The following is a 20,943-nucleotide window of genomic DNA, read 5'->3' as shown; positions in this document are numbered from 1 at the left end:
ATCTCAACATTGCGAATGTACGCTTGTATCCATTCCTTGAAGTTATCTAACTCTCGGCTTTCCGGCTGCTGGTCGTTTTTAGGAAATTTCTCTCAAATTCGCATATTTCCATGCCGGTGGTTGGATATAATATTATAGTGCTCATAATAAATTAGGCTGAAGAGACAAAATTTACCCTGTTTTTTATTATGGATTATCCGTAGAGTGTTATTGTTAATTATTTGTTAATCACTATTAAGAACTTGCTTACAACCGGCTTTGTCACAAATCGACTGATTTTGACTTTGGACTTCTTTAAAAATATCCCCTTAGGTTGCTATCATCCGCCTTTGTCAAAGGCGGGCATTTTCGGGCTGCGCCAGTGGTTGGCGCGATACCAGCCCTTGGACCGCGATCGTCAAGCTTCCTTCGGGGAAGCCTTTAGATGGGGATTGGTATGGCTGCCGGTGCAACTCTGACCCTGACCACTGGTACGGACTACATCTTCTCCACATCGGAGATCTGGTCCGGGATCAAGGGGCTCGGCACGCGCGGCGTGGTGCTGAATTCCCAGGGATACACCATCGCGGTCACCAACCTGGACCACATCACCGGCGGCAGAAATGCTCCCGGCAGCGGCAATAAGGACGTCATCCGGCTGGCGGGCGCGGGCGGCAACACCATCACCGTCTCGGGGTTGGAAACGCTGATCGGCAGCGGCGGTTACGACCGGGTCGTCGGCACCTCGACCGGCACCACCATGGCGGTGGAGTCGGTGGAGACCTTCATCGGCGCCGCCACCGGCACCAACCTGATCGTTCTGACGAACGACGCCGGCAACACGATGTCGGTGGCCTATCTGAAATCGCTTGTCGGCAGCGCCGGCAAGGACGTCATCAGCTTCGGTGCCAACGGCCAACTGGGAAGCACCGTCGCCGTAACGGCGGTCGAGACGTTGATCGGCACCTCGGGTGACGATCTCATCGCGACCATCGCCGGCGGCAGCAACACCGTCCAGGTGAAAAACATCGAGATCTTCCTCGGCAATGGCTCCAAGGCCGGGGACGTCGTCGTGCTCGACAGCGCGGGGGGCACGATAGGCCTCAGCTTCGTCGAGACGCTGATCGGCAGCAGCGCCGTCGATGTCTTCACGATGGCCTACAAGAGCGGCTCCATCAACATGGCGACGGGTGGTGGCACCACCGCCGTGTCGATGATCGACACCATCGTCGGCGGAACCGGCTCCCGCAACGCCGCCATCCTGCTGGACGTCGGCACCACCGTCACGGTCGCCAGCCTCAACACGCTGATCGGCGGCAGCGGCAACGACGTCGTCAACATGACGTTCCGCGATGGAACGCCGATCGTCGGCGTGGGCCCCATCGCCTGGAACACCGTCGGCAACACCATGCAGGTGGAGGCGCTGGAGACGATCGTCGGCACCACCGGCGAAGACACGCTCATGGTGCTCGGCAACACCGGCATCACGATGAGCGTCTCGGCGATCGAGGCGATCATCGGAAAGGGAGGCACCGAAACGGTGCTGCTGGGCAACGGCGGCAACACGGTCAAGGTCTCCTCCCTGGAGACGCTGATCGGCGGCGCCGGCAACGACGTCGTGTCCGTAACCGGGGTCAGCGCCAACAACGGCATGACCATGATGGTGTCGTCGGTCGAGACCTTGATCGGCGGCGCTGGCAACGACGTGGTGTGGCTGACCGAAACCGCCGGCACCGTCTATGTGTCCGGGATCGATACAGTCTTCGTGGGCGGTCAGGCCATGGACATCGGCAACGCCGACCGTTTCCTGGTCTTTCCGGTCGCGGTGACCTCGCCCTCGGCCCCCGCGCTCAGCGTTGGGTCGGACAGTGGCACGCCGGGCGACGACAAGACGAACGTGACCCTGCCGACCCTGACCGGCACGGCCGCCGCGGGCAGCGTCGTCAATCTCTACGGCAACGGCACCACGCTGCTGGGCAGCGGGACCGCCGACGGCACCGGCCAATGGGCGGTCACGGCGACCACGGCGCTCACCGACGGCACCTGGACGATCACGGCGAAGACCGTCTCCTCCGGCATGGAGAGCGCGGCGTCGGGCGAGTTTCTGCTGACCATCGACGCGACGGCGCCGACCGCGCCGACCCTGGCCTTCACGCCGGGATCGGACAGCGGCCGCTCCTCCGCCGACGGTGTCACCAACGTCACGACGCCGACCGTGACGGGCACGGCCGAGGCGGGCAGCACGGTCACCCTCTATCTCGACGGGGTGAGCGTCGGAACGACGACCGCCAGCGGCGTCGGCGCCTGGTCGATCACCAGCTCCGCGGTTTCCCAAGGCGGCCACACCCTGACCGCCCGCGCGGTGGACACGGCCGGCAACACGAGCACCGTCTCGGCCGGCCTCGCGCTGACGGTGGACACCACGGTGGCGGCCCCGACCGGCCTAGCCCTGGCGACGGCGAGCGATACCGGGATTCTGGGCGACAACCTCACCGCCATCAACACCCCGGTCATCGGCGGCACGGCAGAGGCCAATGCCGTCGTAAGCCTGTACAAGGACTCCACCACCCTTCTCGGCAATGCGACCGCCGACGGAAGCGGCGTCTGGCGGATGACGCTGGGCGCGCTGGGCGACGGCGCACACACCCTTGCCGCGCGCGCGGTCGATCTGGCGGGCAACAGCAGCACCGCCTCAAGCCCGTTCATCGTCACCGTCGACACCACGCCTCCGGCAGCCCCCTCCGCCCCGTCGCTGACGGCGGCGTCGGACAGCGGCAGCTCCTCCTCGGACCGGCTGACGAATGTCAGGACGCCGACCTTCACCGGCACGGCCGAGGCGAACAGCGTCATCGATCTGCTGGTCTCCGGCAGCGTGGTGGGAACGGGCACCGCCGATGGTTCCGGCGCCTGGACCGTGACCGCCGGCAGCGCCCTTGCGGACGGCAGCTGGGCCTTCTCCACCCGCTCGCGCGATGCCGCCGGCAACACGCGGGACGGCGTGGGGAGCCTGACCGTCACCATCGACACCACGGCGGACGCGCCGGGCGGCCTGAAGCTGACCGCCGCCACCGACACCGGCCGCAGCACGACCGACGGCCTCACCAACCTTGTCTCGCCCACCGTCGCCGGCACGGCGGCGGCCGGCAGCACCGTGACGCTCTACGACGGTGCCGTCGTGCTCGGCGCCGCGACGGCCAACGGCCAGGGCAACTGGGAAATCGCCACCAGCGGCCTCGCCGTCGGCGCCCACACGCTGATGGCCAGGGCCGTCGATGCCGCGGGCAACACCAGCCTTCCCTCCACCGCCTTCACCGTCACGGTGGACACCAGCGCGTCCGCCCCGACCGGCCTGGCCCTGGCGTCGGCGTCGGACACCGGCGTCACCGGCGATTCGAGGACGAACCTCACGACGCCCTCGGTCACCGGGACGGCCGAGGCGTCCAGCATCATCCTTCTCTACGAAGGCAACACCCTGCTCGGCCAAGCCACGGCGGGGGCCGACGGCAGCTGGACGGTCGCCTCGTCCGCGCTGACCGGCGACATCCACACCCTGACCGCCCGCGCCGTCGATCCGGCCGGCAACACCTCCGCGGCGAGCGGCGGCCTTGTCGTCACCATCGACCTGACGGCGCCGAACGCTCCGGGCGGACTCCTGCTGAACTCCGACAGCGGCACGCCGAACGACAACCGGACCCGGATCGCCACGCCGGCGATCACGGGCACAGCCGAGGCCGGCAGCACCGTGCGGCTGTATGAGGGCAACGTCCTGCTCGGGACGGGCACGGCGGACCTCGCCACCGGCGCCTGGACGGTCACCTCCGCCAGCCTGGGGGATGGGGTCCACACGCTGACCGCGCGGGCGGTGGACACCGCCGGCAACACGGGCGCCGCCTCCGCCGCCCTCGCCATCACGATCGACCAGATCTCGGCCACGCCGGGTGCCCTGGCGCTGAGCGGCGCCACCAACAGCGGCAGCCAGGCCGACACCCTGACCAACGCGCTGGCCCCCACCATCACCGGCACGGCCGAAGCCGGCGCCACGGTCACGCTCTATGGCGGCGGTTCGAACGTCAGCGCGACGGCCGACGGGTCGGGCCACTGGTCCGCCACGATCACCGGCCTCGGCGAGGGCGACCACACCCTGACCGCCAGCGCCGTGGACGTGGCCGGCAACACCAGTCAGCTGTCCGCCGGTCTGGTCGTCAGCATCGACCGCACCGGGCCGGGATTGTCGGTGCCGACGGCGGACACGGCCGGGCCTTCGGGCCAGTTCACCCCGATCCTGTCGGGCACCGCCGAGGCCAACAGCGTCGTCACCCTGTATGACGGCTCCGTCGTCGGGGCGGCGGTGCTCGGGGTCGTGACCGTCGGCAACAGCGGCCTCTGGTCGATCACCACGCCGGAACTTGGCGGCGGCACCTACACGATGACCGCGCGCGCTCTGGACGCGGCCGGCAACGAAACCGTCACGACCACGCCGCTTTCGGTGACCGGGCGCATCGGCGTGCCCGGCGGCCTCCAGCTCGCCTCCGATTCCGGCGTGCCCAACGACGGGATCACCAACGTGGTCTCGCCGATCCTGACGGGAACCGCGCTTGCGGGCGCGACGGTCTCCCTCTACAGCGGCCTGACGCTGATCGGCACCGGCACGGCCGATGGCAGCGGCGTGTGGACCGTCGCCTCCACCGGCACGCTGGCGACCGGAAGCGCTCACACGCTTTACGCCAGGATCGATGCCTATGGAACGGTCCTCACCTCCGCGGGCCTGACGGTCACCATCGACACGACGGCGCCCGATCAGCCGGACGCGCTGGCGCTGCAGGCCGGATCGGACAGCGGCTCGGTCGACACCGACCGCATCACCAACCTCGACGCGGTCACCGTCACCGGCACCGCCGAGGCGCGCAGCGTCGTCACCCTGTATGGCAGCGACGGGACCACGGCGCTCGGCACCGCCACCGCCTCCGACGGCGGGATATGGTCGCTCAGCACGGGCTCGCTGGCGGCCGGCGTCCACACGCTCACCGCCCGCGCGGTGGACATCGCCGGCAACACCGGCGCCGCCTCCGGCGGTCTTGTCGTCACCATCGACCGCACCGCCGACGCCCCGACCGGCCTCGCCCTGGCGACGGGATCCGACACGGGCCTGGCGGGCGACGCGATCACCGGCGTCCTGGCCCCGACCATCACCGGAACGGCGGAGGCCAACGGCACCGTCTCGCTGTACAACGGCGCCAACCTCGTCGGCACCGCCACCGTGGACGGCAGCGGCAACTGGTCGGTGACCACCTCCGCGCTCGGCAACGGCACGCACAGCCTGACCGCGCGCGTCGTGGACGTCGTCGGCAACACCAGCAACGCCTCCTCGGCCTTCGTGGTCACCGTCGACACGACGGCGCCCGACGCGCCGGGCGGGCTGTCGACCGACCCGGCCGACGACAGCGGCGTTTCGAACAGCGATCGCCTCACCAACATCCGGACGCAGACCGTCACCGGAACGGCGGAGGCCGGCGCCACCGTCGTCCTGTACGACGGCGCCACCGCGCTGGGCACGCAGGTCGCGACGGGCGGGGCCTGGACCATCGGGACGGGCACGCTCGCCGAGGGCGGACACACGCTGACGGCGCGGGCCGTCGACGCGGCCGGCAACACCGGAGCCGCCTCCGCGGCGCTGACCGTCACCATCGACCTGTCCACCCCGGCCCCGAGCGCCATGGCCCTGACCGCGGCGTCGGACACCGGCTACAGCGCCACGGACCGCATCACCAACGCCACGACGCTGTCGCTGACCGGCTCCGCCGAGGCGAACAGCACCGTCACGCTCTACGACGGCCTGGCCGGCAGCCTGACGCCGCTGGCGACGCTGGTCGCGGACGGCAACGGCGCCTGGTCCTACACCGGGACCGCGTTCGCCGAAGGCACGCACACCCTCACCGCCACCGCGGTGGACCCCAGCGGCAACACGTCGAGCGGCGCCGGCACGCTGGTGGTGACGGTCGACCTGACCGTCGACGCGCCCGGCGCGCCGGCCCTGGCCTCCGCGTCGGACACCGGGGTGTCGGGCGACGGGAAGACCCGCCTGCTCGCGCCCACCTTCACCGGCACGGTGGAGAGCGGCGCGGTGGTGTCGCTATATGACGGCGGCAATTTCGTCGGCATGGGCACGGCCAATGGCGCCGGCGTCTATTCCATCGAGACGCCGCTGAGCAACGGGTCGCACACCATCACGGCCCGCGTCGTCGATGCCGCCGGCAACAACACGGCCGCCGCTTCGGCCCCGCTGGTCATCACCATCGATGCCGTCGCCCCCGACGCGCCGTCCGCGCCGGTGCTGGACCCGGCCTCCGACAGCAGCACGCCGGGCGATCTCCTCACATCGGTCGCCACGCCGACCGTGACCGGCACGGCGGAAGCGCTCAGCACCGTCCATCTCTACAGCGGCGGCATCAGCGTCGGAACGGCCACCGCCGACGGGACAGGCGCCTGGACGATCACCGCCGGCAGCCTCGCCGACGGCGTCAACACGCTGACCGTCCGCTCCGTGGACGACGCCGGCAACACCAGCAGCGCCTCGGCTTCGCTTCTGCTGACCATCGACACCACGCCCCCGACCCCGGGCGGCCTGGCCTTGACGGCGGCCACCGACAGCGGCCGCGCCAACAACGATGCCGTCACGTCGGTGACGGCGCCGGTCATCACCGGCACCGCCCAGGCCGGCAGCATCGTCACACTCTACGACGCCAACGGAAACACCCTTCTGGGCAGCGCGACGGTGGACAGCCTCGGCCAGTGGTCGGTCGCCAGCCCGACGCTGTCCGAGGGGCTGCACACGCTGTCGGCCCACGCCGTGGATCCGGCCGGCAACACGGCGGTCGTGGCGGCGGCCCTGATCGTCAACGTCGACCTCACCGTCCTGCCGTCTTCGGCGCCCAGCCTGACCGCCGGGTCCGACAGCGGCATCGCCAACGACCGGCTCACCAACGACACCACGCCCACGGTGAGCGGAAGCGCCGAGGCGTACAGCGTCATCACCCTCTACGCCGGCACCACGCTCGTCGGCACGGGAACCGCCGACGGTTCGGGAAACTGGACAGTGACCACGGGGACGCTCATCAGCGGCAGCCACACGCTGACCGCCCGCGTCACCGATCTGGCCGGCAACAACACCGCCGCGGCGTCTGCACCGCTGATCGTCACCATCGACACCGAGAACCTCACGATGTCGAACCTGGCCCTGGCGGCCGGGGACGACACCGGGGTGTCCGACACCGACGGGCTGACCAAGCTTGCCACGCCGACGATTGTCGGCACGGCGGAGAGCTTCAGCGTCGTCACCCTGTATGAAGGCACTGTCAGCGTCGGCTCGGCGACGGCGGACGCGACCGGCGCCTTCTCCCTCACCACGAACTCCCTGTCGCAGGGCAACCATTCCCTGACGGCGTTCAGCGTCGACCGGGCCGGCAACACCTCCACGGTGTCGAGCAGCCTTGTCCTGTCGGTCGACCTGTCCACCCCGCAGCCCAGCCTGCTCATGGCCGTTGCGTCCGACAGCGGCATTTCGAACAGCGATCATGTCACCAACAATACCGTCCTGCCGCTGAGCGGCACGGCCGAGGCAGGCAGCACCGTCGTCCTGTACGACGGCACGACCGCGTTCGGCACGGTCGTGGCCGACAGCCTGGGCGGCTGGTCGCTGCTGTCTCCCTCGCTGGCGGCGGGCAGCCACAGCCTGACCGCCGAGGCGACCGACCTCGCCGGGAACCGCTCGACCTCCGCAGCTCTCGTCGTCACCATCGACACGGTTGCGGCGGTGCCCTCGCTGGGCCTGTCGGCCGCGAGCGACACCGGGGTCACCGGCGATTGGACGACCAACGACTCCACGCCCGATTTCACGGGCACGACGGAGGCCGGCGGGTTCGTCTCGCTTTACGAAGGCGGCACGCTGCGCGGAACGACGACCGCCGACGGCGCCGGCCTGTGGACCATCACCAGCAGCCAGATGGGCAACGGCCCGCACACGCTGACCGCGCGCGGCATGGACGCCGCCGGCAACACCAGCGTCCTGTCCTCGGCGGTGGTGATCACCATCGACACGGTCGTGCCGAACGCGCCGACCGGCATCACGCTCGCATCCGCCTCCGACAGCGGGACGTCGAACACCGACCGCCTCACCAACGTCGCGACCCCGACGCTGTCCGGCTCGGCCGAGGCCAACAGCACGGTCGTCCTCTACAGCGGCACCACGGCCGTCGGCACGGCGACCGCCGGCGGCGGCGGGGGCTGGACCATCACCGCCGCGTCGCTGGCCGACGGCGTGAACACGCTGACGGTGAAGGCGACCGACGCCGCCGGCAACACCAGCGCCGCCAGTTCGCCGCTGAACGTCACCATCGACACCGTCCAGACGGCGCCCGGCACTCCGGTGCTGGCCGCCGCCTACGACAGCGGAAGCTCCAGCACGGACGGCATCACCAGCATCGTCAACCCGACGATCACCGGCACCGGCGAAGCGGGCAGCGTCGTCACCCTTTACGACGGCAGCGTGAGCTACGGCTCCACCACCGTGAACGGGCTGGGCGTCTGGTCGATTGCCACCGGCACCCTGGTCCCGGGCACCCGCACCCTCACCGCTCGTGCGGTCGATGGCGCCGGCAACAGTTCGGTGGCCTCCGCCGGGCTGGTCATCACCATCGACACCTCGGCGGCGGCGCCGGGGACCCCGTCGCTCGTCGTCGACAGCGGCGCCTCCAACACCGACCGGCTGATCAACACCGGTTCGCCGACACTCACCGGCACGGCCGAGGCGAACGGCCTCGTCCGGCTCTACGATGGCGCCAGCCTCGTCGGATCCGGCACGGCCGACGGGTCGGGCCTCTGGACCATCGCCGCCAGCGGGCTCGGCGCGGGGGCGCACACGCTGTCGGCCCGGATGGTCGACGTCGCCGGCAACACCAGCGATCCGTCCGCGGCGCTGACCATCACCGTGGACACCACGGCGCCCGGCGCGCCGGGAACCCCGTCGCTCAGCGCCGGCTCGAACAGCGGTTCCACGGCGGACCGCATCACCTCGGTCTCCGCCCCGACCATCACCGGCACGGCCGAGGCGAACAGCCTCGTCACGCTGTATGACGGCACGACGAGTCTCGGCACCGTGACGGCCAACGGCAGCGGCGCCTGGTCGATCACCACCCCGTCGCTGACCGACGGGACGCACACGCTGTCCGCGGTCGCGCTCGACCTTGCCGGCAACACCAGCGCCGCCTCCGCGGCGCTGACGGTCACAATCGACACCACGGCGGCGGCCCCGACGGGGCTCGCCCTGGCTGCCGCCTCCGATACCGGTCTCGTGGGCGACAACCTGACCTCCGCCACCACCCCGACGATCACCGGCCGTGCCGAGGCGGGCAGCGTCGTCACCCTGCTGGAAGGATCGACGGTGCTCGGCACCGGCACCGCCGACAGCACGGGCGCCTGGTCGATCACCAGTTCCGTCCTGGCGGGCGGCACCGGAACGGCGCATTCGCTGTTCGCCACGATCGTCGATGTGGCGGGCAACACCAGTTCCGCCTCCGCTGCGCTGAACTTCACCATCGACACCGAACCGGACGCGGTCTCGATTGTGCTTGCCCCGTCGTCGGACACCGGGTCCTCCAACAGCGACCGGATCACCTCCGACACCATGCCGACGCTCAGCGGCATCGTGGGAACGGACACGCTCGGCGCCGGCCGGATCGTCACGATCACCAGTGCGTTCAACGGGGGAACCGCCCAAGCCATCGGGACGGTGGTGGCGGACGCCGCGACCGGCGCCTGGAGCTTCACGCCGTCGAGTTCCCTGGCCGCGGGAGTCTACAACTTCGGAATCTCCTCGTTCGACAATGCGGGGAACGCGGGCGTCAACGGCCTCACGGTGACCATCGATCTCACCGCCGACATACCCGGCGGGTTGGCCCTCGCCACCGGATCGGACAGTGGCCGCGACACGACCGACAACAAGACGAACGTCACCGCACCGGTCATCACCGGCACCGCCGAAGCCGGCAGCATCGTCACGCTCTACGACAACGCCGTCTCCGTCGGGACAGTCACGGCAAGCGGGCTTGGCACCTGGTCCTTCACCACGCCGACGCTGCCCGACGGCGCCCACACCTTCACGGCCAGGGCCGTGGACGTCACCGACAACACCAGCGGCCTGTCCGCCGCGCTGGTCGTCACCGTCGACACGCAGGCCGCCGCGCCAAGCGGTCTCACCCTGACGACCGATTCCGGCAGCAGCGCAACCGACCGCGTGACCAACGTCGCGTCGCCGACGATCCGCGGCACGGCCGAAGCCTCCAACGTCGTCATGCTGTATGACGGCTCGGCCCTGGTCGGCATGTCGACCGCCGGTCTCGACGGCAACTGGACGGTCCAGGCGATCGGCCTGGCGGACGGCGAGCGCACCCTGACGGCGACGACCGTCGACCAGTTCGGCAACACCAGCGCCGCCTCGGCCGCCCTGCTCGTCACCATCGACACCGCGGCACCCCAGCCCTCGTCCATCGCCTTGACGGCGGGCTCCAACAGCGGCTCGACCGCCGACCTCGTGACCAACAGCACGACGCCGGTCCTGACCGGGACGGCGGAGCCGGGCAGCGTGGTCATGCTGTATGACGGCGCCGCCCTTCTGAACAGCTCGACCTCCGACGGCAGCGGCGCCTGGACGATGGCCTCGGCGTCACTGAGCGAGGGCACGCACAGCCTGACCGTCATTTCCCGGGATGTGGCGGGCAACACCGGCGCGGCCTCGGCTCCGCTCGTCATCACCATCGATCTCACCTCGGCGACCCCGACCGGGCTGGGGCTCGGCACCGGCTCCGACAGCGGTGCGCTGGCGAACGACCGCATCACGAATGTCGCCACGCCGACGATCCTGGGCGTCGCCGAGGCGAACAGCGTCGTCACGCTGCACGACGACGTCAGCGGCCTGAACATCGGCACCGCCACCGCCGACGGGTCCGGTGTCTGGTCCATCGGCGTGGCCTCGACGCTCTCCAGCGGCACGCATTCGCTGACCGCGACCGCCGTCGATGTGGCGGGCAACACCAGCGCCGCCGGTGTGCTCATCGTCACCATCGACACGGCGGCGGACGTTCCGACCACGCCGGTTCTGACGGCGGGCTCCGACCTCGGCAGCTCGAACAGCGACCGTCTGACCTCCGACAGCACGCCGACGGTGAGCGGAAGCGCCGAGGCCAACAGCGTCATCACCCTGTATGACGGCAGCGTCTTCGTCGGGTTGGGAACCGCCGGCGGCGACGGCCGCTGGTCGGTGACGGCCGGCGCCCTGACGGAGGGGGCGCACACGCTCACCGTGCGGGCGACGGATTTGGCCGGGAACACCAGCAACGCCTCCGGCGAACTGGTGGTGACCATCGACCTGACGACGGCCGTCCGCTCGATCATGCGGGTGAGCGGAAGCGCGGGCGCCAACAGCGTCGTTCAGCTCTACGAGGGCGTGAACCCCGCCGGGGAGGGCATCACCTTCTTCGGGTCGGCGACGGCCGACGGCAACGGCCTGTGGACCCTGCTGGCAAGCGACCTGGGCGTGGCCGACTACACCCTGACGGCGGTGGCGCCCGGCGCGAACAGCAGCACCGCGGGGCCGTCCGCTCCGCTGGTGACCATCGATGTCGTGACGCCGGTCCGCTCGATGCTGCTGGCCCAGGCGTCCGACACCGGCAGCGGGCGCGACGACCTGCTGACCAACGACACCACGCCGACCCTCATCGGCATGGTCGAGGCGGACAGCGTGGTCACGCTGTACGACGGCAACGTCGCGGTGGGCACCACGACGGCCGACGGCACCGGCGCCTGGACGATCACCTCGACGACGCTGAACTCCGGCCTGCGTCAGCTTTCGGTCACGACGGTCGACCGCGCCGGGAATACGGCCACCTCCGCCTCGGGGCTGGCGGTGACCATCGACACGACAGCACCGTCGGCACCCGCAACCCCGGCGCTGAGTGACGACAGCAACAGCGGCCGTCTCAACAACCTCGTGACCAACGTCCGGCAACCGGTGCTGACCGGCAATGCCGAGGCGAACGCGCATATCCTGCTCTACGCCAACGGCACGCTGGTGGGCGAGACCGACGCGGATGGGTCCGGGAACTGGTCGGGGGGCACCTCGACGCTGAGCCTCGGCGCCCAGACCCTGACCGTCAGGGCCGTGGACGCGGCGGGCAACACCTCGTCGGCGAGCGGCGGGCTGACGCTGACCATCACGCCGGAAAGCACCGCCCCGACGGATCTCGGGTTGGCCGCGGCCTCCGACAGCGGCGTCCAGGCCGACCGGCTGACCAACGTCCGCACCCCGACCATCACGGGATCGGCGGTGGCGAACAGCGTGGTGACTCTGTACGACTACATCACCGTCGTCGGGACGGGGACCGCGGACGGAAGCGGCCGCTGGTCGATCACGGCCGGAAGCCTGAGCGGGTCGAGCTACACCTTCACCGCCAGCGCCACGGACCCCGACGGGGTCGAATCGCCGCTGTCGGCGCCCTTCATCTTCAGCATCGACACCACGGCGCCCACGGCGCCGGGCAACCTCGACCTCGCCAACGACGACGACACCCTGACGAACAACGCCACGCCGCCGATCACCGGCACTGCGGAGGCGGGCAGCACGGTGCTGCTGTATGACGGCGCCCTTCTCGTCGGCTCGGCGACGGTCGACGGCAGCGGCCTGTGGACGGTCAGCCCGTCCTCGGCGCTGTCCGATGCCGCCCACAGCCTGACCGTGCGTGCGGTCGATGCCGCCGGCAACACCTCGGCGGCGTCCAGCGCACTGGTCGTGACCGTCGACACCGTCGCGGCGGCTCCCGGCGCCCTCGACCTGACGACGGACAGCGGGGCCAGCAGCACCGACAACCTGACCAACATCGCCACGCCGACCATCGTCGGCACGGCGGAGGCCGGCAACAGGGTCGTGCTGTACGATGGCGGAAGCGCCGTCGGGACGGCCACGGCCGGGGGCGGCGGGCTTTGGACGATCGGGGCCTCATCCCTGTCCGACGCGGTGCACACGCTCACCGCCAGGGCCTTCGATGCGGCCGGCAACACCTCGGCGGCGTCCGGCGGGCTGATCGTCACCATCGACACCACCGTGGCGGCCCCGACCGGTCTCGGCCTTGCCACCGGCGCCGGCACGGTGACCAACACCGCAATGCCGACGATCACCGGCACTGCCGAGGCGGGCAGCACCATCACCCTGTACGAGGGGGCCTCCTCCCTTGGGACGGCCACGGCCGACGCGACGACCGGGGTTTGGAGCCTGTCGGCGGCCTCGCTGAGCGAGGGAGTCCACACGCTGAGCGCCATGGCCGTCGATCTGGCCGGCAACAGCTCGTCCGCGTCCGGCGGGTTCGCCGTGACCATCGACACGGTGGCACCGACGCTCCTGGCGGCACTTTCCGTCAACGGGAGCCTGCTGACCCTGACCTTTGCCGAGGCGGTGAGCCTCGCCGCGGCCCCCCATCAGACCACTGGCATGAGCGTGACGGTCGACGGCACGCCCCGCGCCGTCACCGCCGTCTCCGGTACGGGCGGCGACACCCTGACCCTGACGCTCGCGTCCGCCGTGTCCCACGGGCAGACCGTGACCTTCAGCTACGATCCAACCCTGTCGGGCAGCGCCTTGACCGATCTTGCGGGCAATGAGATGGCCAGCCTCGTCGGGCAGGCCATCGTCAATGCCACTCCTTCGCCCCCGCCGCCGCCGCCGCCCACGACGACGGTCGTGATCGACGGCGTGCCGACGACGACGACGACGGGCACCGACGGCATGGGCCGTCCGATGGAGTCCGTGGTGATCGCCCCGGTCGCGGAGAACCGGACCGACACGGACAGCAAGACCAGCCTGGCGGACGTGCCGCTGGCCGGAACCGCGGTCGCCCCGGTGCTGGCGGCGAGCCTGCCGACCGGCGTTGGCATGACCTCGACCGGCACCACCGCCGGACTGACCCTGGGCGAGCTGGCCAGCTCCTTCTCCAGCCAGCTGGGCACCTTGGGCATCGTCGCGCCGACGACCGCGACCGTGCCCAACGCCGGCCTGACCCAGTCGCTGCCGTCCACCAGCACGGTGACGCTGCGGCATGTCACGCCCACCGTCGCGACGGGGCAGGCCCCGGTCACCCCGATCACCATCACCGGTTCGGCTCCGGCCGGTCAGGCCTCGGCCGTGCTGCTGGACGCGCGCCAGCTGCCGGCCGGGACGGTGGTGAACCTCGACAACGTGGACTACGCCGTCATCACCGGCGCGGTCACGGTGGGCGGTGGCGCCGGCTCGAACGTGGCGATCGGCGACAGCGCCAACCAGACCATCATCCTGGGCGCCGAGGACGACACGCTGCGCGGCGGCGGCGGCGACGATGTGATCGGCAGCCGGGAGGGCCGCGATCTGCTCTATGGCGACGACGGAAACGACACGGTGTTCGGCGGGCTTGGCTACGACCGCCTGTCGGGCGGCGCCGGCGACGATCTGCTGCGCGGCGACGAAGGCGTCGACGCCGTGCGTGTGGAGGCGAACTTCGCCGACGTGCTGATCGCCCACGGCGCCTATGGCTCGCTGACGATGGCCAGCGCCACGCTCGGCGTCGACCGGCTGGAAAGCGTGGAGATCCTGCGGTTCAACGACCGTGTGGTCCTGGTCAACGCGCCCACGGGCATCATCAGCGACACCGGCGCCTCGCAGATCAGCGAGACGCTGTACCTCGCCCGCAATGCCGATGTGGCGCAGGCCGTGGCGCGCGGCGAGTTCGCCAGCGGCATGGACCATTACCGGCAGTACGGCGCGGCCGAAGGACGGCTGCAACCGGTGGCGCTGGACGAGGCCTTCTACCTGTCCCAGAACGAGGATGTCGCCAAGGCGGTCGCCGCCGGTCTGTTCGCCAGCGGCCTCCAGCATTACCTGCTCAAGGGCGAAAAGGAGGGGCGCGATCCCAACGCGCTGTTCGACACGGCCTGGTATGTGCAGCACAACGCCGACGTCGCCGCCGCCCTTCAGGCCGGCACCATCGACAGCGCCTATGACCATTACGAGGCCTTCGGTTGGAAAGAGGGGCGGACGCCGTCGGCGTGGATCGACACCGCCGCCTATCTGGCGGCCAACCCGGATGTCGCGGCGGCGAAGGTGGACCCGATGGCCCATTATCTGAACTTCGGCGCCCGCGAGGGGCGGACGATCACCGCGGCTGACAGCGGCCTGTGGCTGAGCTGAGGCCGGTCGGGACCGGAGGACGGGGCGGGGCGGGACGGTTTTCCGCCCCGCCGTCCGCGCCGCCATCCGCCCCTCGGGCGGTGCCGAAGCGAGCGGAAACCGGCGCGGGCGTCACGCAGGCGGGATGATCATGCAGCCAACTGACGCAGGGCTTCCGCGACGCGCCCGATGACGGTCGTCCAGTCGCCCGGCGCGGGCTGTCGGAAAAGCCGCATCGTCGGGTACCAGGGCGTGTCGTCGCGGTCCTGGAGCCAGCGCCAGCATCCGTCGTAGCGCGACATGACCCAGACGGGCTTGCCCAGCGCGCCGACGAGATGGGCGACCGAGGTGTCGACCGTGATCACGAGATCGAGGCGCATCACCAGGGCTGCCGTGTCCGCGAAATCGGTGATGGCTCCCATCGGATCGTGGATGTCCATCCCCGCCGGCGGTTCGGCGAGCTGTGCCGCCGGCCCCCCCATCTGCAGGTTCACGAAGCGCAGGCCCGGCACCTCGGCCAATGGCGCCAGGTCGTGCAGGCTCATGCTGCGCCGCCGGTCCGTCAGGTTCGCGCGCAGCAGGCCTGGCCGGGGGTCTCCCGACCACACCAACCCGACCCGCAGCCCGGCGCCGGGCAGGGGCTGGCCCAACCATTTGCCGACCGCCTCGGCGGGCGGGTAGAGGTAGGGGATGCCGCCGGGGATCGTGCCCAGCTCTGTGCCGAGCAGCCGCGGCAGGCTCATCAGCGGGCAATGGAACTCCGGCTTCGGGAAGGGGTCCGTCAGCGCATGGACCGCGGCCACGCCGGGCATGCCGGCGACCAGCCGCTTCAGCGACGGCTGCACCGCCAGCACCACGCGACCGCCCCGCGCCGCGACCAGCGGGGCGTAGCGGACGAAATGAAGGGTGTCGCCGTGTCCCTGCTCGGCATGCAGCAGGATGGTGGCGCCGTTCAGCGGCTCGCCCTGCCAGGCCCGCAACTGCCCGTTCACCGTCGGGAGCTGGCCGGTTTCCCAGCGGGCCTCGTAATGGTCCCAGCCCTCCTTGAGCCGGCCGGCTTTGAGCAGGGCCAGCGACAGGTTGAAGCGGGCGTCGGGGTGCTTCGGTTCGGCGGCCAGCGTCCGGTTGAACAGGCGTTCCGCCTCGTCCAGCTGGCCGAGGTCGAGGTTGACGATGCCGAGATTGTTCAGCGCCGAGACATGCGACGGGTTGATCAGCAGGGCTCGCCGGCACAGCGTCGCCGCCTCGGCGAAATCATCGCCGTTCCGGGCCTGGGATCGCTGGACATAGCCGAGGTTGGCGTAGGGATCGGGATGGTCCGGCTTGAGCGCCACGGACCGGCGGCAGAAGCGGACGGCGCCCTGGCCGTCGTTCAACTCCCATACGGCACTGGCGAGGTTGTTCCATGCCCCCGGATGATCGGGGGACAGGCGCAGGGCCCGGCGATAGGCGGTCGCGGCCTGCGCATGGTTCTTCTCCCGCGAGGCGGTCGCGCCGAGGTTGACGTAGGCCTGGACCGTTGCCGGCTCCAGCGCCACCGCCGCCCGATAGGCGGTGCGCGCGTCGGCCAGCCGTCCCGAAAGCAGGCGGGAATCGGCAACGGCCAGGAGTTCGCTTGCCGTGGCCGGGCGCAGGCGGCAGAAGCGCTCTAGCAGGGCCGGCGCATTGTCGCCCGGCAGGGGCTGCCTGTGCAGGTTGGCCAGCGCTTCCGGGTAGGCCGGGTTGAGCGTGAGCGCCAGGCGGTACTGTTCCCGCGCCTTGTCCGGCCGGCCGAGTGCGCGCAAGGCCTCACCCAGGCTGTTGCGGTAGTAGGCCTGCGCCCCGTCGACCATGAGCGCCCGGCGCAGCCAGCGGCTGGCCACCTCCGCCGCCCCGGCCTGCAACGCCGTCACGCCAAGCAGGTGGAGGACGTCGCCATGCGACGGTGCAGCGGACAGAATGGCCCGGTACAGAGTGCCGGCGGCAGCATCCCCTGCCTTATGCCGGGCAACCGCGGAAGCGAGCATCGACCTCACGTCGGGTGGCGTGGCCGCTGGGCCTTTCCCGACCTCAGGTTTGGCCAGCTGGCCCATGTCCTCACCCTCATCCTCGTGGCGTCGGTAAGTCTTTTGAAATACATAGCGCTTTCCGACGCCAAGGGCAGCATCCTTCGGGTCCTGAATCCGGCTTGGCAATCCGTCGTGACATGCGCGTGCACCGGCTCTTGTTGCCGCGAGGTGCAACCGGCCGCACCGGCGGTCTATCCGGCGAGCCGGTCGAGACGGTGCGTCACTCCGGCAGAGGCCTCTGGCATTGGATCGCGTCGCCTTCGCCGCGCGGATCGTGGGCGCCGCTCACGCTGTCGGCATCGGTGAGCCTGATGGCGCCCGCCTGGCCGAAGATCGGCGACAAGGCCGGAAGGGGCGCCACCTCATGCCCCAGAGCGGCAAGAGTCCCCATCGCGGCCTCGCCCAGGGACGCCTCGATCTTGAGGCTGTCGCGGCTGTCGGAGAAGGTCTTTCCCAGAAGGAAGCGGGGCTGGGCGAGCGCCTCCTCGGGCGTCATGCCGTGATCGATCAGGCCGCTGAGCAGCACGGACAAGGTCTGCGGCTGGCCGTCCGCGCCCTGGGTGCCGTAGAGAAGGTGAGGGTTTCCATCCTTGAGGGCGATGCCGGGATTGAGGGTGTAGAACGGGCGCTTGCCCGGCTCGATCCTGTTGCGGTCGCCGGGAACGGTCGAGAATGCCGCGCCACGGTTCTGCCAGAGGATGCCGGTGTCGCCGATCGGGACACCGCTGCCCCAGTCGAAATAGGTGCTTTGCAGGACGCTGGCGCAGCGTCCCTGTTCGTCGGCCGCGGCGAAATAGACCGTATCGCCATGCTGGTAGGGATGAGGCCAGGGCAGGGCGCGTGCCGGATCGATGGCGGCGGCCTTGGCGGCCAGACGCTGCGGATCGAGGAAATCCCAGGGAGGCGGTTCGGAACAGTCCGGATCGGCGATCAGCGGCCGGTCCAGGAAAGCCTGTTTCACCGCCTCGACCAGCAGATGGTAACGCAGCGGGCTGGTGGGCGGCAGGGCCGCCAGATCGAAGTGGGAGAGGATGCCCAGGATCGCCAGTGTGGAAAGTCCCTGCGTCGGCGCGGGCGGCGCCAGCAGGGTCAGCCCGCGATAGTCCAGGCTTGCGGGAGCCTCGTCCCGTGTCCGGGTCGCTGCCAGATCCGTGGCACGGAGAGGGGAGCCGGCGGCGGCCAGCCCCTCTGCCAGCTGCTCGGCCAGCCGCCCATCATAGAAGGAGCGGTAACCGTCCTCCGCCAGCAGGGAGAGGCTGCGGGCGAGGCCGGGCTGCCGGAAGAGGGCACCGGGGGCCGCGCTGAAATGCTCCGCGAAACCTCTCCACTGCGGGATCTCGTCGTGGCGGAAATCGAACCAGAATTGTTGCGAGCGGCTGGGGACATAGCCGTCGCGGGCCAGGGCGATGGCGGGGGCGAGAAGGTCGGCGAAGGCCTGTGTGCCGCCCCAGCGATCCGCGCTATAGGCAAGGGCATGGCCCCAGCTGTCGACCGCGCAGGCCGAGGTGACCGTCGAAGCCGGTCCGCGCAGAGGGATGGCGGAGCCGTAGGCGGGTAGGGTCTCCGCCGCCTGTCCGATGCCGAGGAAGCAGCGCTGCCGCCCCTGCCGGTCCGCCACCAGCCAGACGGCGTCGCCGCCGATCCCGCAGAAATGCGGCATGACGACCGACAGGCAGGCGGCGATGGCGACCGCCGCTTCGATGGCGGTGCCGCCGCTGGCCAGAACGGCGGCTCCGGCTGCGGAGGCCAGGGGGTGCGGGCTGGTGACCATTCCGGGCCGGGCGACGTTCATCTCTTTCCCCCTCTGGTGGACCCCGGCCGTCGGTCCGGCCGGGCCTGTTCCCTGCTGTCAGTTGGTCTTGTAGGCGAGCTTGCGGTCGGCCGCCGGCGGCAGGAACTGGCGGGTGAAGATCTGGTCCGGCTTGGGCGTGGCGGTCAGCTGATAGCCTTCGACCACGATGCCGATGGAGCGGGCGAGGCGGGCATCGTCCACATCGCCGAGGCCGAGCCTGGCGACCTCCGGCGAAACGATGAGATGCTCGTAGGAGAAGATCATGCGGGCGCGCTCAAGCTCTTCCTTGGCCAGATTGTCGTAGGCCAGGACCGCCTTCAGCCCGGCGGCAGGATCCCCGCCGATCTCGACCGCCGCCTTGTTGACGGCGCGGACGAGACCGCTGACAGCGGCCGGGTTCTCCCGGATCAGCTTCTGGGAAACCATCATGCCGTTGGAATAGAGGTCGAGGCCGAAGTCGCCGAACAACAGCCAGTTGTAGTCCTTGGCCGGGTCCTGGCGGTTGTTGATCAGGTTGAACCAGCTGGTGATGTTGAAGACCAGGGCGCCGTCGATGTCGCCCTTGATCAGCATCGGTTCCTGCAGGTTCGGCCCCATGTTCTCGATGGCGACCTTGGTCATGTCGACCTTGTTGAGCGTGCCGAGCACGGTCACGAGGCGGGTGGTCGGGGTGCCCTGGGCGCCGCCCAGCTTCTTGCCGACGAGATCGGCGGGTGTGGCGATGTTGGTCGCCTTCTTCGAGACGATTGCGAAGGGCGGCTTGTTCCAGAGCTGATAGACCATGACCGGCACGTCGCCGGGGCGGGTCGCCGCATTCTGGATGATCGCGTTGATATCGCCGAAGCCGGCGTCATAGGCGCCCGACATGATGCGGGTCACGGTGGCCGCCGACCCTTCGCCCTGGTCGATGGTGACGTTCAGCCCCTCCGCCTTGAAATAGCCCTTCTGCAACGCCAGCAGGAACGGCGCGTCGGAACCCTGGGTCTTCCAGCCGAGCGTGAACTTGATGTTGGTGTCGGCCGACGCCGTCCCGCCCAGGCAAAGGCCGAGCGCAAGCGTCGCGAGAAGCTTTTTCAACATGGGGAGGCTCCGTTTCGGAAATGATGGGTCAGGCGGAGGCAAAGCCCTGCCGGCGGGTGGCCCAGCCGGTGACGCGCGCCTCGACCAGCGAGAAGGCGACGTAGAGCAGGATGCCGAGGGCGGCGAGCAGGAAGAGGCCGGCGAAGACCAGCGGCACGTCGAAGTTGGAGGAGGCCGTCATCATCACGTTGCCGATGCCCTTGTTGGAGGCGACGGTTTCGGACAGCACGCTGCCGACGAAGGCGAAGGTGACGGCGATCTTCAGCGAGGCGAAGAAGAAGGGCATGGTGCGGGGCAGGCCGACGTTCCACAGGATGTCGAACCTGCTGGCGCCCAGCGACTTCAGCACGTCCTCCAGTTCCGGCTCGGTGGTGGCGAGGCCGGTCGCGATGTTGACGACGATGGGGAAGAAGCACATGGCGAGCGCCGTGAGGATGGCCGGCGTCGCGCCCGATCCGAACCACAGCACGAAGATCGGCACCACCGCGACCTTGGGGATCGAGGAGAAACCGATCAGCAGGGGATAGACCGTGTCGTAGGCGGTGCGCGAGACGCCGATGGCCGCCCCGATGACCACCCCGACGGTGACGCCCAGGACGAAGCCGATCATGGTGGTCCAGAGGGTCTGCATCACATGCGGCCACAGGATGCCGAAGCGTGCGGCCAGCGTCGCGAAGACCTGGGTCGGGCGTGGCAGCACAAGGTCGGAGACCTGGAGGACGAGGCAGAGGATCTCCCAGGCCGCGAAGAAGCCGAGGATGAGGAGAGCGGCCCAGAGGCGGCGGCGCAGGTCGTAGCTCACG

Annotated in this window: 5 protein-coding genes; 1 reads left to right on the top strand and 4 read right to left on the bottom strand. The window is 69.9% G+C overall.

Annotated elements, in window-relative coordinates; all coding sequences use genetic code 11:
• Positions 1-436: 436 nt before the first annotated feature.
• Entirely contained in the window at positions 437-15,241 is a 14,805-nt protein-coding gene (locus CRT60_RS14335) for an Ig-like domain-containing protein (protein ID WP_098737111.1), read from the top strand.
• Between the two features lie 128 nt (positions 15,242-15,369).
• Here the strand turns inward: CRT60_RS14335 and CRT60_RS14330 are convergent, their stop codons facing one another.
• From CRT60_RS14330 to CRT60_RS14315, 4 genes are all read right to left on the bottom strand, one after another.
• Positions 15,370-17,226: a tetratricopeptide repeat protein gene (locus tag CRT60_RS14330; RefSeq protein WP_161958052.1), complete on the bottom strand. Its 1,857-nt coding sequence runs from the start codon at positions 17,224-17,226 to the stop codon at positions 15,370-15,372.
• A gap of 262 nt (positions 17,227-17,488) precedes the next feature.
• The gene (locus tag CRT60_RS14325; protein WP_098737109.1) at positions 17,489-19,060 is read right to left on the bottom strand and encodes a gamma-glutamyltransferase family protein; all 1,572 of its coding nucleotides are present in this window, start codon (positions 19,058-19,060) and stop codon (positions 17,489-17,491) included.
• 57 nt (positions 19,061-19,117) lie between these two features.
• On the bottom strand, positions 19,118-20,140 hold the full coding sequence (locus CRT60_RS14320; protein ID WP_098737108.1) for an ABC transporter substrate-binding protein: 1,023 nt from the start codon (positions 20,138-20,140) through the stop codon (positions 19,118-19,120).
• A gap of 28 nt (positions 20,141-20,168) precedes the next feature.
• Positions 20,169-20,942: an ABC transporter permease gene (locus CRT60_RS14315; protein WP_098737107.1), complete on the bottom strand. Its 774-nt coding sequence runs from the start codon at positions 20,940-20,942 to the stop codon at positions 20,169-20,171.
• Between the last annotated feature and the right edge of the window lies 1 nt (position 20,943).

Source organism: Azospirillum palustre (assembly GCF_002573965.1).
In the GTDB taxonomy this organism is placed as follows: Bacteria; Pseudomonadota; Alphaproteobacteria; order Azospirillales; family Azospirillaceae; genus Azospirillum; species Azospirillum palustre.
The sequence above is the reverse complement of the archived record's forward strand: the minus strand, read 5'-3'. Positions and strand labels throughout refer to the sequence as shown.

What these genes read in the sequence shown, in the direction of transcription:
- CRT60_RS14335 (WP_098737111.1), top strand. Translation starts at nt 437, where the DNA reads ATGGCTGCCGGTGCAACTCTGACCCTGACCACTGGTACGGACTACATC.
- CRT60_RS14330 (WP_161958052.1), bottom strand. Translation starts at nt 17,226, where the DNA reads ATGCTCGCTTCCGCGGTTGCCCGGCATAAGGCAGGGGATGCTGCCGCC.
- CRT60_RS14325 (WP_098737109.1), bottom strand. Translation starts at nt 19,060, where the DNA reads ATGAACGTCGCCCGGCCCGGAATGGTCACCAGCCCGCACCCCCTGGCC.
- CRT60_RS14320 (WP_098737108.1), bottom strand. Translation starts at nt 20,140, where the DNA reads ATGTTGAAAAAGCTTCTCGCGACGCTTGCGCTCGGCCTTTGCCTGGGC.